Annotated in this window: 15 protein-coding genes and 3 tRNA genes; 7 read left to right on the forward strand and 11 right to left on the reverse strand. The window is 44.5% G+C overall.

Annotation, left to right across the window (positions count from 1 at the left end; genetic code table 11):
* Window positions 1–47: 47 nt before the first annotated feature.
* Window positions 48–134, reverse strand: a tRNA-Leu gene (locus D0S45_00005).
* A gap of 236 nt (window positions 135–370) precedes the next feature.
* Here D0S45_00005 and D0S45_00010 point away from each other — a divergent pair.
* A complete protein-coding gene (locus tag D0S45_00010) occupies window positions 371–904 on the forward strand; it encodes a hypothetical protein (protein ID TIH19764.1) in 534 nt (177 codons plus the stop codon).
* Between the two features lie 60 nt (window positions 905–964).
* On the opposite strand, the gene D0S45_00015 is transcribed toward D0S45_00010, so the two are convergent.
* From D0S45_00015 to rimI, 6 genes are all read right to left on the reverse strand, one after another.
* A tRNA-Leu gene (locus D0S45_00015) sits at window positions 965–1,051 on the reverse strand.
* 130 nt (window positions 1,052–1,181) lie between these two features.
* Window positions 1,182–1,268 (reverse strand) — tRNA-Leu (locus D0S45_00020).
* Window positions 1,269–1,322: 54 nt separating this feature from the next.
* Window positions 1,323–1,664, reverse strand: a complete 342-nt coding sequence (secG, locus tag D0S45_00025; GenBank protein ID TIH19765.1) for a preprotein translocase subunit SecG — start codon at window positions 1,662–1,664, stop codon at window positions 1,323–1,325.
* Between the two features lie 42 nt (window positions 1,665–1,706).
* On the reverse strand, window positions 1,707–2,462 hold the full coding sequence (locus tag D0S45_00030; GenBank protein TIH19766.1) for a triose-phosphate isomerase: 756 nt from the start codon (window positions 2,460–2,462) through the stop codon (window positions 1,707–1,709).
* The gene (locus D0S45_00035) at window positions 2,462–3,652 is read right to left on the reverse strand and encodes a phosphoglycerate kinase (GenBank protein TIH19767.1); all 1,191 of its coding nucleotides are present in this window, start codon (window positions 3,650–3,652) and stop codon (window positions 2,462–2,464) included. Before D0S45_00035 ends, D0S45_00030 begins: the two co-directional genes overlap by 1 nt.
* Before the next feature lie 36 nt (window positions 3,653–3,688).
* The gene (gene rimI, locus D0S45_00040) at window positions 3,689–4,153 is read right to left on the reverse strand and encodes a ribosomal-protein-alanine N-acetyltransferase (protein TIH19768.1); all 465 of its coding nucleotides are present in this window, start codon (window positions 4,151–4,153) and stop codon (window positions 3,689–3,691) included.
* Between the two features lie 130 nt (window positions 4,154–4,283).
* On the opposite strand from rimI, the gene D0S45_00045 reads away from it, so the two are divergent.
* The gene (locus D0S45_00045; protein TIH19769.1) at window positions 4,284–4,799 is read left to right on the forward strand and encodes an NUDIX domain-containing protein; all 516 of its coding nucleotides are present in this window, start codon (window positions 4,284–4,286) and stop codon (window positions 4,797–4,799) included.
* A gap of 1 nt (window position 4,800) precedes the next feature.
* On the opposite strand, the gene D0S45_00050 is transcribed toward D0S45_00045, so the two are convergent.
* The 4 genes from D0S45_00050 to D0S45_00065 are packed head-to-tail and all read right to left on the reverse strand — an operon-like array spanning window position 4,801 to window position 7,869.
* Window positions 4,801–5,577 carry an inositol monophosphatase gene (locus D0S45_00050; GenBank protein ID TIH19770.1) on the reverse strand — a complete coding sequence of 259 codons (777 nt, stop codon included), beginning with the start codon at window positions 5,575–5,577 and terminating at the stop codon, window positions 4,801–4,803.
* Window positions 5,578–5,580: 3 nt separating this feature from the next.
* Window positions 5,581–6,606: a rod shape-determining protein gene (locus D0S45_00055; GenBank protein TIH19771.1), complete on the reverse strand. Its 1,026-nt coding sequence runs from the start codon at window positions 6,604–6,606 to the stop codon at window positions 5,581–5,583.
* 27 nt (window positions 6,607–6,633) lie between these two features.
* Window positions 6,634–7,659, reverse strand: a complete 1,026-nt coding sequence (locus D0S45_00060; protein ID TIH19772.1) for a GAF domain-containing protein — start codon at window positions 7,657–7,659, stop codon at window positions 6,634–6,636.
* 3 nt (window positions 7,660–7,662) lie between these two features.
* The gene (locus D0S45_00065; GenBank protein ID TIH19773.1) at window positions 7,663–7,869 is read right to left on the reverse strand and encodes a hypothetical protein; all 207 of its coding nucleotides are present in this window, start codon (window positions 7,867–7,869) and stop codon (window positions 7,663–7,665) included.
* A 370-nt stretch (window positions 7,870–8,239) separates the two neighbouring features.
* Here D0S45_00065 and D0S45_00070 point away from each other — a divergent pair, with 370 nt between their 5' ends.
* From D0S45_00070 to D0S45_00090, 5 genes are all read left to right on the forward strand, one after another.
* Window positions 8,240–9,985 (forward strand): hypothetical protein, encoded by a 1,746-nt coding sequence (locus D0S45_00070; GenBank protein ID TIH19774.1) that lies wholly within the window; start codon window positions 8,240–8,242, stop codon window positions 9,983–9,985.
* Between the two features lie 60 nt (window positions 9,986–10,045).
* The gene (gene gcvT / locus D0S45_00075; GenBank protein ID TIH19775.1) at window positions 10,046–11,107 is read left to right on the forward strand and encodes a glycine cleavage system aminomethyltransferase GcvT; all 1,062 of its coding nucleotides are present in this window, start codon (window positions 10,046–10,048) and stop codon (window positions 11,105–11,107) included.
* Between the two features lie 86 nt (window positions 11,108–11,193).
* The gene (locus D0S45_00080; GenBank protein ID TIH19776.1) at window positions 11,194–11,814 is read left to right on the forward strand and encodes a hypothetical protein; all 621 of its coding nucleotides are present in this window, start codon (window positions 11,194–11,196) and stop codon (window positions 11,812–11,814) included.
* Between the two features lie 177 nt (window positions 11,815–11,991).
* Complete coding sequence (locus tag D0S45_00085) at window positions 11,992–12,828, forward strand: class I SAM-dependent methyltransferase (GenBank protein ID TIH19777.1); 837 nt, start codon at window positions 11,992–11,994, stop codon at window positions 12,826–12,828.
* Window positions 12,829–13,236: 408 nt separating this feature from the next.
* Window positions 13,237–13,827 carry a twin-arginine translocation signal domain-containing protein gene (locus D0S45_00090; GenBank protein ID TIH19778.1) on the forward strand — a complete coding sequence of 197 codons (591 nt, stop codon included), beginning with the start codon at window positions 13,237–13,239 and terminating at the stop codon, window positions 13,825–13,827.
* The last annotated feature ends 31 nt before the right edge of the window (window positions 13,828–13,858 follow it).

Consider the following 13,858-nt stretch of genomic DNA (forward strand, 5'->3'; position numbering starts at 1 on the left):
ACGCAAAAAAGGGTTGAAACTTTCGTTTCAACCCTTTCTCAGTTGCATGGTGCCGAGGGGGGGATTCGAACCCCCACGGAATCTCTTCCACTGCCCCCTCAAGACAGCGTGTCTACCAGTTCCACCACCTCGGCACGAGGTGCACAACATTTCTAAGAACGTCGTGTGAAGAAGTGTTTACGTAAATCTGACGCCCTTGGCAAGATGTTTTTTGTAATAATTTAAAACAAGTTTGTTTTTGTTTTTATCAATGAAATCAATAAGAAATATATGTGCTTCTTTTCTAGAAATACAACTAGAATTATCACCTAAGAATATGCATACTGAAGAATCATATCAAACTCATCATCGTGATAAGCTAGGAGCAAAAATGCGTTCTCGTTTGAAAGAAGTGATCAAGGATGAATATTATGTCTACGGAGTGACTGAAAGTGAATTTGAGTATACAGTAGAACTAATAGATAAGATTGTAACCTTAAGAACAAAAGATTTTGAATTAGAATCAGATAAAATACAAAAAGGCGACCCATTATGTGCTGACGACATTATAGATGACCTTGCTTACTATAAATATGTTGATGAGCAACATTTATGGCAACACGCCTTGATTCGATTGCAAGGTTTAATTGAAGCTGTAATGACTAATGAATTCGCTCGTCTTTCTCCTAGAATACGATTAATTGGCCTTTCAAGTAAAATTAATGCCATTCTTGCAGAAGGATATTCTCTATCCGCCGATGAAAAAAAAGAACTACTTCTCTGGGGTAAGGTCCGAAATGCAATCGCTCATGCCCCACCAGAAAAATATCGTCCAATTGTTCAAAAAGAAGACGTAGTTGAATATCGTGATCTTGTATTAACTCTATATAAGAGATGGAAGGAAGAGAAGAAACAAAAGAAATAGTTAATAGACTTAAAATGCAAAAAGGGCTGAAGCTTTCGCTTCAACCCTTCTTTAGTTGCATGGTGCCGAGGGGGGGATTCGAACCCCCACGGAATCTCTTCCACTGCCCCCTCAAGACAGCGTGTCTACCAGTTCCACCACCTCGGCATGAGGTGTCGTTCTAAGAACGTCTCGTTGAGGAAATACTTAACGCTCTCAAAACATATTTGCAAGATGTTTTTGCAAATAATTGCTCGTAATATTTAGGTTTTTCATTTCGAAGCACCTACTTTTCAGATGGTGCCGAGGGGGGGATTCGAACCCCCACGGAATCTCTTCCACTGCCCCCTCAAGACAGCGTGTCTACCAGTTCCACCACCTCGGCTCTGAAATACGAGCTTATATTTTAAAGAACTTCAGTGAAGTTTTTAAAAACTTACTATTTGGTCTCTTTCGCGTCTTCAGCCTTTGCGGGCTCTTCGAAAGTGACAGCAGGCTTCTTTTCTATAGGAGTGATGATGGTGTCACCTTCAAGCATGACGGACTCATCAGCAATCCTGTTGCCGGAGAGGTAGTTATAAGAGAGAGAAGTTACCAGAAAGATTGCTGCCAGAAATGCAGTGATCTTAGCAAGAACTCCGCCTGCTCCGGTGCTACCGAAAACAGAACCACTTCCTCCGCCGAAGATTACGCCCATGTCTTCTTTACCGCTCTGTAAAAGAACGAAAACGATCAGAAAGACGCAGGCGATAATGTGTACAGTAATTACGAGCGTTTGCAAAGCTTTTTTCCTTTATTTTTTCACCTGGAATAAGGCAGATATTTAAGCCAGTGCGATCTGGCTGAAACTTTCCGCGTCCAAGCTCGCGCCTCCTACCAAGACTCCGTCCACATTGTCAAGTGCAATGATCTGGGCGCAGTTAGCAGGTTTTACGCTTCCGCCATACAAGATACGGATTTCACTAGCTTTTTCAGGAAAAAGCTTTTTCAGCTTTTCTCTAACAAAGCCATGAGCTTCAACGATTTCACCTTCGCCGGCCACTTCACCGGTACCAATGGCCCACACAGGCTCATAGGCAACAACAACGGTTTCGGCTGCGAAGTCGGAAGCTACATTCTTTAAACCAGCTTCGAGCTGTTCGTCAATAACCTTCTGTACTTCCCCGGCTTTTCTTTCATCGATAGTTTCACCGATACACAGGATCATGGACAGGCCGTTTTCAAGGCCGAAAGATACTTTTTCGCCAACCATTTCATCGGTTTCGCCCATAATGGCACGACGTTCGGAGTGACCTGCAAGCGAATAAACGCAGCCTACATCCTTAAGCATTGCGGGAGAAATTTCTCCGGTGAAAGCACCTTCAGCCTTAGGGTAAAGGTTTTCAGCGGAAAGATGACAATCTGCATTTCCTTCCAGCACGGAACCTACGGTCTCCAGAGCGGTGTAAGGAGCGGCAATAACTACTTCGCGGTCAGCGGGAAGTTTGCCTTCGATTTTTGTAAGCAGATCTGCGGCTGTTGCTTTTGCTTCAGCGCGGTTTTTGTACATTTTCCAGTTAGCTGCCATTAATTTTTTCATTAGCTGTTCTCCTTGAGCGCTTTGAATGCGGGAAGTTCTTTACCTTCGAGAAATTCGAGGAATGAACCGCCGCCGGTGGAGATAAAAGTGAACTTATCTTCAAGCTTGGCCTGATGCACAACTGCGTCGGTATCACCGCCGCCAACGATTGTGGTGGCGTCTTCAAGATTTGCCATAGCTTCGCAGACCTTGAGGGAACCCTGCGCGAAAGGTTGTTTTTCGAACAGACCCATGGGACCGTTCCAGACTATTGTCTTGGATCTTTCGATCACTTCGCAGAACTTCTTGGCAGATTCGGGCCCGATATCGAGTAGCATACCATCATCAGGTACACTGTCGCCATCGCAAACACCCTGCGCGGTATCAATATCCTTACCCCAAATAAAGTCAGTGGGCAGGTGCAGAGTGGTGCCGGAACCGGCAGCTTTGTCCATGATTTCTTTAGCAGTATCCACAAGGCTCGCTTCAACAAGAGATTTACCAACAGACTTGCCCTGAGCGAGCAAGAAGGTGTTGGCCATAGCACCGCCGATGATGAAATCATCAACTTTGCCGATCAGGTTGTTGAGGATGCCGAGTTTGGAGGAAACCTTGGCACCACCGGAAACTGCGATGTAAGGTTTGCGGGCATTCTTGAGTGCTTCTCCGAGGTATTCCCATTCCAGCTTGAGCAGGAAACCGGCGCAGCTGTCTTTTGCAGCATAAGGAACGTCAACAACAGAAGCGTTGGCACGATGGGCCACGCCAAAAGCGTCATTAACATAAATATCAGCCAGAGCGGCGAGTTGTTTACCGAAATCGCCACGCTCTTCAGGTGTCTTGGCCTGCTCTTCAGCGTGAAAACGCAAGTTTTCGAGCATCATAACCTGTCCGGGTTTAAGCTCGGCAGCCATTTTTTCCACCTCGGAACCAATGCAGTCAGGCGCAAGGGGGACTTCCATTCCAAGATATTCGCCAAGACGTTTGGCAGCGGGGGCAAGGCTCAAGGAATCTACCCTTTTGCCTTTAGGTTTACCCAGATGGGCCATGACGATAACCGAGGCACCCTTTTCAAGAGCATATTTAAAGGTAGGGACTGCGGCCTTGATGCGGTTGTCGTCAGTGATGGTTTCACCGTCCAGAGGGACGTTGAAATCAACTCTCATCAGCAGTTTCTTACCTGCAATGTCAAGTTGGTCAATGAAGCGCATGATCACTCCGTGGTTAAATCGGTTTGAGTTTACTGACTAAAAATTCAAGTCATACAGGAGGGCATCTTCCCTTGTATCCGGATAGTAATTCTTCCTGACCCCCACCTGCACAAAGCCGAGACTTTCATAAAGTCCGATGGCGGGAATATTGGATTCCTTAACATCCAGAAGCCCTCTTTTCATATCCATCTCCTGGCACCTGCGCATGAGGTCATGCATAAGCGCCCTGCCAATTCCCTTTCTCCTGAACTCCGGGTGTACCCCAAGATTAAGAACTTCCATTTCATCCAGCACGATAGAGTAGGCCAAATAGCCGATCAGCATGCCCTGCTCTTCATATCCAAGGACGAAAAATGCGTTTTTTTCCAGCCCAAGCCGAAACTGTTCTTCCGTCCATTGGTATGCGAAGCAAAGAGACTCAAGTGCCCTGAGCTGAGTTATGTGTTCAGGGCCTAGATCGAAAATTTTCTGAGTACCAGAGGTGACTTCCGCGCTTTTCATAAATAGGTTATCTACCTGTACATGAGTGGAGTGTGTGGGGTCACAATCAAAGTCAACGTGAACTTCATACACGCAATTTCTCTGAATTGAAAGAACACAGCGTTCAAAAACGAAAAGAATTTGTTTAAAAGTGAAAAAAAAGTTCGTTCAAATCGAAGTTGTCGACCGGAACAACCGACCCTTAACAAGTATGGACATTCAAGAAGTCCATCGTCAATCACTGCGCCATCGCTCGGTGATTATACTTGTCTACGACTATGAAGGAAAACTTTTTCTTCAAAAAAGAAGCCCCCGCAAAAAAATATATGCCGGACGCTGGGATGTTTCCGCAAACGCGCACGTCCTTACCGGAGAATCCAATGAAAAAGCCGCTCTACGCGAGCTTGAGCATGAACTGGGTATCCGCAGTTCCGGCCTGAAGCTGATTGAAGAAATCGAAGCCTCATCTGAAACAGGATACGAATTCATTTCCCTTTACGTTCTGGACAAGTTGAGCACATTTCCCGAACTGAACAAGGAAGAAGCTGATTCCGGATTCTTTTATTCTGAAAGTGAACTGGACTGGTTAATCCGTGAATATCGCGAATTACTGGTTCCGTCCCTTGTTTTCCTACATGAACGATCTCTGCTCTTCAAATTCAAATAAATTATTTCTCAGGCAGAATCAGTCTGTTCAATGCTTCGTGAATGCGGGAATTTGTAGCCAGAATTGCGGGTGAATACAAATTGAATTCATCTTGCCCGTATTCAGTAACACGACCCCCGGCCTCTTTTACCAACAACCATCCGGCAGCCATATCCCATGGCTTGAGGGAATTTTCATAATACCCTTCATACCTGCCGCATGCCAGATAAGCGAGATCAAAAGCAGCCGCTCCGGGGCGGCGCACACCTTGCGTGCTGACTAATACTCTGCTCAAAGCATCGGTAATAAAATCCACATGATCTTCAATCGCGTAAGGAAATCCGGTGGCAATCAGGGATTCTTCAAGGGAATCACAATCCGAAACATGAATCGGCTTGCCATTCATGAAAGCTCCCCCACCGTGCACGGCAGTGAATACTTCATTAAGAATAGGCAGATTGACGATCCCCAGAACCACCTGTCCGTTCTCCCATAGAGCTACGGAAGTGGCCACCATGGGTAAGCCGTGGGCAAAGTTGGTGGTTCCATCCAGAGGATCAATAATCCATGTAAGGTCACCAAGTTCAGCATTACCGGAGGTTTCTTCAGCCAGAAAAGATGATCCCGGCAAGATTTCTGCAAGTTTTGCTTTAAGAAAATCCTCAACCGCCAGATCGGTCTCAGTTACGAGATCAATGCGGCCTTTATACTTAATTTTCTTAGGTTTGTTGTAGCTTTCCTTGATTATTTCACCGGCCTCAAGGACGACCGCAGTAGCTTTTTCAAGTAATGATTGCATATATTAATTAATGTAGACTTTTTCAAAGCCTTTATCTTTTTGGAGACTTAGTCCGGTCCCGCGCACAACTGTAGTCAGGGGATCGTTGTCTATTATGACCTTAAGTGAACTCTCGCGATGAATCAGCTCATCCAGACCTTTCAGCAGTGCCCCACCGCCAGCAAGCAGCAAGCCATTATTGGCGATATCGGCTACAAGTTCGGGCTGTGTGCGTTCAAGAGCCACTCGTACTGAGTGCACAATAGCCGCAACAGGATCAGCAATAGCTTCCCTGATATGGGCATCATTAATCTCAATGGCCTTGGGTTTGCCGTCTATGAGATTTCGACCTGAAACAGTCATGGTCAGCGGCTGCGGCAATTCAATTGCAGAGCCGATCTGCATTTTGGCTTTCTCGGCTGTATTTTCACCGACAAGCAGCTTAAATTCGTCCTGCATATAGCGCATAATGGCAAGGTTCATCTCATCCCCGGCAACGCGAACAGACTGGCTGTGAGCCACCGAAGACAGAGTGATGACCGCAACCTCGGTAGTACCGCCACCTATGTCCACAACCATGTTACCTTCAGGCTCATGGATATTCAGCCCCGCACCGATAGCCGCAGCCATGGGTTCTTCAATGAGCCTGACTTCCCGCGCCCCGGCCTGCTGACCGGACTCAATTACCGCCCTTTTTTCAACCTGTGTGATCCCGGTGGGTACGCAAATAATAATTTTGGGTTTAACCAGATTACGACCCTTAATCGCCTTTTTAATGAAAAAGGCGATCATTTTTTTGGTCACTTCAAAATCAGCGATAACACCGTCTTTCATGGGACGGATGGCCTTGATTTTGTCCGGGGTACGGCCAAGGTATTCCTTAGCTTCCTTCCCCACAGCAATCACTGATTCATCCCGGGCATCGAGGGCTACGACAGACGGCTCGTTAAGGATAATTCCATCCTTGGGAGTGTAAAGAAGTGTATTAGCCGTACCAAGGTCCATGGCAAGGTCCTTGCCGAAAAAACTCATTAGTTTAGCCCAGAGCATATAATTAAGGCCTCGTGCTTGAAGCAGTTAGTTGTCGTTGATTAAAACCGGATCATTTTTGGCCGGATTTACTTTCTGCAAGGCAGTGCGTGCTTCCGCAAGTTTGCTTTTCAGAAAGAGATTTTCAAGAAACTGATTTAAATACTCAGATACCATAAATAGAAAATCCTTCAAGTCCTCGTCAATTCGTTTTGAATCTTCATTGGCAAGAACAAGAACCCCACGGGTCTTACGTTGAAAAACAAGAGGCAGGCAGATAACACTCATAAAATCAATGGTTGTTGCACTTGCTCCAAGAAGACTTGAGGCAGCCTGTCCGGCATTATTTTCTTCAATAAAAATCGGCTCATTATTTTTATAAACCCAGCCGACAAGACCGCTTCCAAGCGGGAAGGCCATGGATTTTGGATCACCCTTATGCAGAATGGGTTTGTTCTCCCCTTCCATATAAAAAGATGTCCCTCTCTGATCGATAACAGTGAGGAAAGAATGGGAAAATCCGCTTGTGCTGGCAGTCATGCTCAGTAAATTGTCCAGAAATGAATTCCATTTCGGCTGTCTTTTACGCAGATCATGCAGCAGTTTAAGGGTCATGAAATATTCATTTTTTCTGCCATCTGCATCAGCGGAACGAATGCATGAAAGCATGGAGGTAATCATCTTTCCGAACTGGGAAAGAATCTTTAAATCCTTGGTGCTGAAAGAATAAGTCCGTTTACTGTCAAGACAGATGGCTCCCAAAGACTGGTCCAGCGGAGTGCCCATGAAGGCTTTAACCTTGGAGTCCTCACGCTTCTCATAATAACCGAGAGTTGTTGATCCTTTGCGATCCATATTATTAATGAAAAGCGGCTCGTTTTTACCGATCACAATTCCAGCAAGGCTTTTCTTTTGCAAAGGAGTACCTTTGGGGGAAATGTCATCCCCAAGACTGAAATAAGTGGACAGGGAATATCCGTGCTGTCCGTCCGGTAAAAACAAAACAACACTATGAGCTTCAAAAACATTACAGACGATGCTGAGGATATTAATCAGAATTTCGTTTCTAGGCATGCTCTATTTGGTCCTGCACTCGATAAAATAGTCAATGCTCCGATTGTATGTTTTTTCCTGCTCAGGTGTAAAGTAGCAGGCCGGGAGCTGATCCTTGGCTCGGTGATACTTGATACATTCACAGCAGGCCCCGGCTCGGGAGCATCCGTTATAAGTACAGGGACAATCAACCTTATTACTCTCAATTTTGGCACAGCCGTCTAAACTCATATATTTTATCCTCAAATTAAGTTCTTTAGAAAAGATACGTATCTTATGATATAATCAAATCCGTATCATTCTTATTTGAAAGAGCTTGTGTGGTCAACAGATACCCGGTTTAATACTGTCCCTTTTTCAAAGCGGCTAAAGAGCAACTCTTTACAAATTTAACCTATTTTTTTGCTGAAAACCCGTTTTCTGTCAGAAAATGACAACTATTTTAAAATAAATTTAATTTCTACAATTTATCTAGATAAATTCTGTTGTAATTATTTGCAGTTCGGGATAATCATACCTTAATATAAATAAGGTCTGTCTTGATGACTGCTCGAATAAACAGATCCGTTTATAATCCTACAGCAACATGCAGGGTTTAAATATGTGGCAGGAAGCTTTTTCCAAATATACAGGGGAAGCCTGTAACACGGAAGTCGTAACATCTCAGGATGTTTACGATATGAAGTCTTTGGATGGGTTACGCCTGCATTTGGATCATGTGCACATCAAAAACTGCCTGCTCCGTCCTTATTTTGAACAGCGCAACCAATACCCTCTGGTTGATTCCCGTGAGTTGTTGCCCTCTTTTGAAGTAGACCTCTACGAATACAAAAAACTTCCCGGCTTCAGTATGGTTGCCCTAGAGCGGCCCCTGAATTATTTTCAGGAAATTTTTCAGTTTGATATCCTGCACAGTCCACGATTACTGGACGATACCACCACTGAAGATGCCTGTCCGCTTTTTGAATCAATCGTCAAAGCTAATATTGAAACCTTTGAAAGCAGGCTCCCCAAACGTTCCCACAAAGACTTTATCAATGAATTCGGAAATACTGACATTTCCGCCATTGAAAATTACGACCGAATTCTCCCCCATCTGCTCGAAATTGAAAGAGCGCAGGTAATGGCTCAAGACAACACTGGGAAGTTTTATCTTTCAGGGGTTTTCGGCTCTTTTCCTTCAGACCTCGATACGGAACTGAAGCGGTTCGGTATTAGGATCGGCAAATTTAAACCAGGTGACAATCTGCTTTACGAATATAATCGTTTATTCGTTTACACTTTTCTTATGGAGCTGCACGGGTTCCCCATTGTATCGGAACGGCGTACTTCATCTGCCCTTTTTGCCCGTCGACTGCACAGAATGGGTGAGAAATTCATGGTTCGCGTTCTTGGCCAGTCTGACCGCACAATCACCTCATTGTTTTCACATTCCAAAGCCACCCACTATCCTCGAGTGGAAAAAATCGCATTGGTGCAGGTCAGCAAGGACAACAAAGAAACCATTGCTGAGATGAAAAAAGGCGGTTTTTTTGTAGATGAGAAGAAACGAGTAGTTATCCTGAAGGTGAAATACCGCCAGCATAAGTTCAACCCGGAAAACGTCCGCGAAGACCGCGCTCTTTCTGTTTACCGGCAGGAAGTAATCCATCCCTATACCGGGGAATGCGCGTCCCATTTCAATGTGATTAAAGATGCATCCAGCATGACCATTCTGCTTAATGACATTGTGCGTGGCGAATACACAGGCAACATTGTCTACAAACGCAATGAGCTTATTGAGGATACGGAAACTCATGAGCGAAGACTTAAATTCCTTTTTGCCTGGCTTTCCAAACATCAGCGCAGAATAATCGGCTATTCCGATGAATTTTATTCCGGCGTGGTCAAAGTGTTGGACAGCTATCTGCTGGCACCTGACAATTATGAGCCGTTTAATGAGCTTACGGATCTTTATCAGGAAGTCTGGTCCAAATACAGCTACATTCAGCAGGCCCGCAAACTGAAGGTGCTTGAAGATCTCAGAGAAAGGAAGATTCGGGGTAAAAAAATTGGCTACCTTGAAATGCTTCAAACAATGCATGAGATCATGAATGAACTCAAATTTGAAATAGTCAACTACTTTGACAAGCTGGTTGAAACAGCTTTAAAAATCGGGAACAGAGTTCTCAATGATGCATACTTAAGACGAAAATATATTTCCTGCCCGGAAGAAGAACTAACGCCCTATGGCCTTAATGTAAAAAAATATTATGGTCGTATGGTGGTGGTACTTGATGAATTCAGGTCGATCCGCAAAAGCCGCTCCCTCTATGAAGAAGGAGCCTCAGTAACCGGATTGGTTTAAATTTAATTGCGAAAGCACTCTGAATGATTTGGGTGCTTTCAATTTATATGGAGTAAAAAATTGACTGCACTGCGCACTACCCCCCTGACTGAATGGCACCGTGAAAACGGCGCTAAACTTGTTCCTTTTGCCGGCTTTGAGATGCCTGTCCAATATAAAGGCATTATCGTTGAGCATAAGCATACCCGTGAAAATGTCGGAATCTTCGACATCAGCCACATGGGTGAATTTAAACTTACCGGAAAAGGTGCCAAAGACGGTTTAAACAAACTGGTTACCCAGAATCTGGATACTCTCGCACCGGGCAAATGCCGTTACGGTTTTCTGCCCAACGAAAAAGGCGGCGTCCTTGATGATCTGATCATCTATTGCCTTGCTGAAGACTCTTACATGTTGGTAGTTAACGGCTCCTGCGAAGACGGTGACTTCAACTGGATTGATTCCAGACTTCCTGAAGGCCTGAACTTTGAAAATATTTCTTACGAGACCGCAAAAATTGACCTTCAAGGTCCTTTGGCTCTCGATGTTCTGGAATCCGTTTTCGGACGTGATTTTAAACACCTTAAGTATTTCAACTTTGAAGAAACCGAATTTGACGGCTACAAGCTGATCATCAGCCGTACCGGATACACCGGCGAACTGGGCTACGAATTCTACCTCCCCGCAGACAAAGCCGTTTCCCTGTGGGAAAAACTTGTTGCGGATGAAAAGGTTGAACCCATCGGACTCGGCGCACGCGACACCCTGCGCCTTGAGTGTGGTTATCCCCTCTATGGTCAGGATCTCGATACCGAGCACAATCCCCGTGAAGGCGGCTACAGCTTCTTGCTTTCCGCGGATGCCTACACCGATGTAAAGGAAATCCTTATTCCGTTGACCATCGAAGGCCGCCGCTCTGCCCGTCACGATGACATTGTCATGCTCGATGGCAAAGAAGTTGGTAAAGTTACCAGCGGTTCCTTCTCCCCTACTCTCGGCTATTCTATCGCACTGGCTTACGTTGCCAAAGATGCTGCTGAAGCCGAAAACTTCACCATCAAGGGCGCACGCAAGGACCTGGAGGCTAAGAAGAGCGAGTTACCTTTTTATAAAGAGGGTACTGCCCGTAAGAAACTGGATTAATTTTCAGAGTCTGAAAATGAAATCAACCCCGCTGCTTTTCAAGTGGCGGGGTTTCTTTTTTGTGCAAGGCACATTAGAACTAAGCTATGAACATTATCGCTAAATATCTTTTTATTCCCCTAGTCCTGACAGTGATCAGCTTGAATGCTTTTAATGCCAAGGCCGGATTTGTGCCTTATGGAAGGATATTCAAAGCTGCAAAAGATGAACGGCCGTACATAACTCAAGCCCAAGACAGCAGGTTGCAGCTACAATTGCATAAAGCTCTTCTGCTGAATTGCCCGGAAAGTCTGATCAGTGTTTCAAGCTATGTGTACTCAGGGCATGGATTCATAATCGGCGAAGTTAAAAGTGATGCAGAGCGGGATGCCCTGATAAATTGCGCAAAGGGTGTAAGCAAACTGAACGGAATCAGCTACTTCTTGCCCCAGTCGAAAGCTAATGATGACAACGTATCTTCAGGGCTTGAGATAAAGCTCAAGGGCTTAATTGAACCGGAATACCCATCATCTAAGGTTACTGTAAAAGTGATACAGAATACTGTGGTTATTCTCGGTGTTCTTGAATCTCAAGAACAAGAGTCTGTGTGTAAATCAGTACAGAAAATATCTGGAGCAACTAAAATTATAAATTTTCTTCAGACTCCCCAACAACAAAAGAAACTCAAAAAAAGATTTCGTCCCTTACGTAATTTTTTTAGTGAATAAGTGGGGGCAAGCGGTCAATTAAAAGTAGACTTTCTAAATTTCACAGGCTAAATGCAACTCATTATGTCCAGACTTTAATCATATAAAGACCTTTCGGCTCTTGCGTTGCTCTGCTGTTTTTGCGGCATGAAGCAACTTTTTTGATAATATTCTATGTAAGGATATTAAGGTTTTGTTATGTTTAAAGAACTTATGGACATTAATTCACGTCCCCTGCCTTTTGAATTCTATACAGCATCCGACCTTTGGACCGATGAACACATCGCCACACAGATGCTGAACTACCATTTACACCCCGAAATTGATGCGGCCTCCCGCAATTCATCGTTCATTTCTGAATCATCGGAATGGATAATAACCCGGTTTGATTTGGCATCCGGTAAAAAAGTTGCTGACTTCGGATGCGGTCCCGGTCTGTACACAACTGCTTTTGCGCAAGCCGGAGCAAATGTAACCGGAATAGACTTCTCAACGAATTCTCTTGCTTATGCCCGTAAACAGGCTAGCAACAAGAGTCTTGAAGTCGATTATATCAATGCCGATTATCTGGAATTCAACACAGATCAGCGTTTTGAATTCATCACCATGATCATGTGTGATTTCTGCGCTCTCAGTCCTGCCCAACGCCGAAAGATTCTCCATAAATTCCATAATCTTCTCGATTTAGATGGTTCTGTTCTGCTTGATGTTTTTTCCCTGAGTGCTTTTAAGAACCTCTCGGAAGAACATACTTTTGAACCCAATCTTATGGATGGTTTCTGGTCGGTTGGAGACTACTTTGGATTTATGAACAGATTTAAATATGAATCCGAAAAGGTTGTTCTAGAAAAATATGACATCATTGAGGCTGAACGTACTCGCACAATTTACAACTGGTTGCAGTACTTCTCTCCTGATGATTTGGAAGCAGAATTCCTCCATTGCGGATTCAGCAAAATTGAATTGCTGGGTAACGTGGCCGGAAACAAGTACCAAAACGAAAGCAATGAATTTGCTGTCATTGCTCATAAGTAGCTGAATATATTGAGAGGGACCGTTTTTCTTTAGAAAAACGGTCCCTATTTACTTATAATTTCAAGCAATTATGTCAATTCAGCAATAATAGCTTTATAGACGGCTTAGAAGGTAATTTCCGGCTCATACTAAAGCGCACTATTTCAGTGTGTTACATAAAATAACTCTATGCAGCATTGTTTTCACCAAATAGTGCTGAATTAAATTCTCCTCACATCTTAATATTTATTTAATACTTTAATTATTAATTAAAATTCAGGCACATACAATACAAACGCTTAATTATATCAAACTCCGCATATATTGAATTGTGTCATTCACATCACAAGCAACTTTTTTTTTTCTTCATCCCTCTTGACCGATAGGTTGTTATCCAGATGATTGGAACACCCTCAATTTTCAGGAGCGATGATGAATATTAATCGTAGAGATTTTGTGAAGCTGACGACTGCGGCAGCTGCGGGTATCGCCGCAGTTCCGGCATTCGGCGGACTTGGGCAAGCCTTTGCCAATACTGCCGAGGAACGGGCAAAGCAGCTCAGTCCTAAATGGACACAGCAGACTACATCAGTCTGTGCGTTCTGTTCCGTGGGTTGCGGCCTTTTGGTCAATACTGACCTTGAGACCAAACGCGCAGTAAACGTGGAAGGTAACCCCGACCACCCTATCAACGAAGGTGCGCTCTGTGCCAAGGGTGCGGCATCTATTCAGATGACCGAAAACCCAAAGCGCCCTGGGAAATTCCTGTACCGCGCTCCTTACAGCGGAGAATGGGAAGAGAAGGATTGGAATTTCTGTAAAACACGCATCGCACAGTTGATCAAAAAATCTCGCGATGAAAGCTTTGAAAAGAAAAATGCAAAGGGGCAGGTGGTCAACCGCACCATGGGTATCGCCTCTCTCGGTTCCGCTGCGCTGGATAACGAAGAATGTTATGCCATGCACAGCTTCATGCGTTCACTCGGCCTGGTCTATGTTGAGCACCAGGCTCGTATCTGACACAGCGCAACTGTTGCGGCTCTGGTAGAGT

It is taken from the genome of Marinifilum sp. JC120 (assembly GCA_004923195.1).
GTDB lineage: Bacteria > Desulfobacterota > Desulfovibrionia > Desulfovibrionales > Desulfovibrionaceae > Maridesulfovibrio.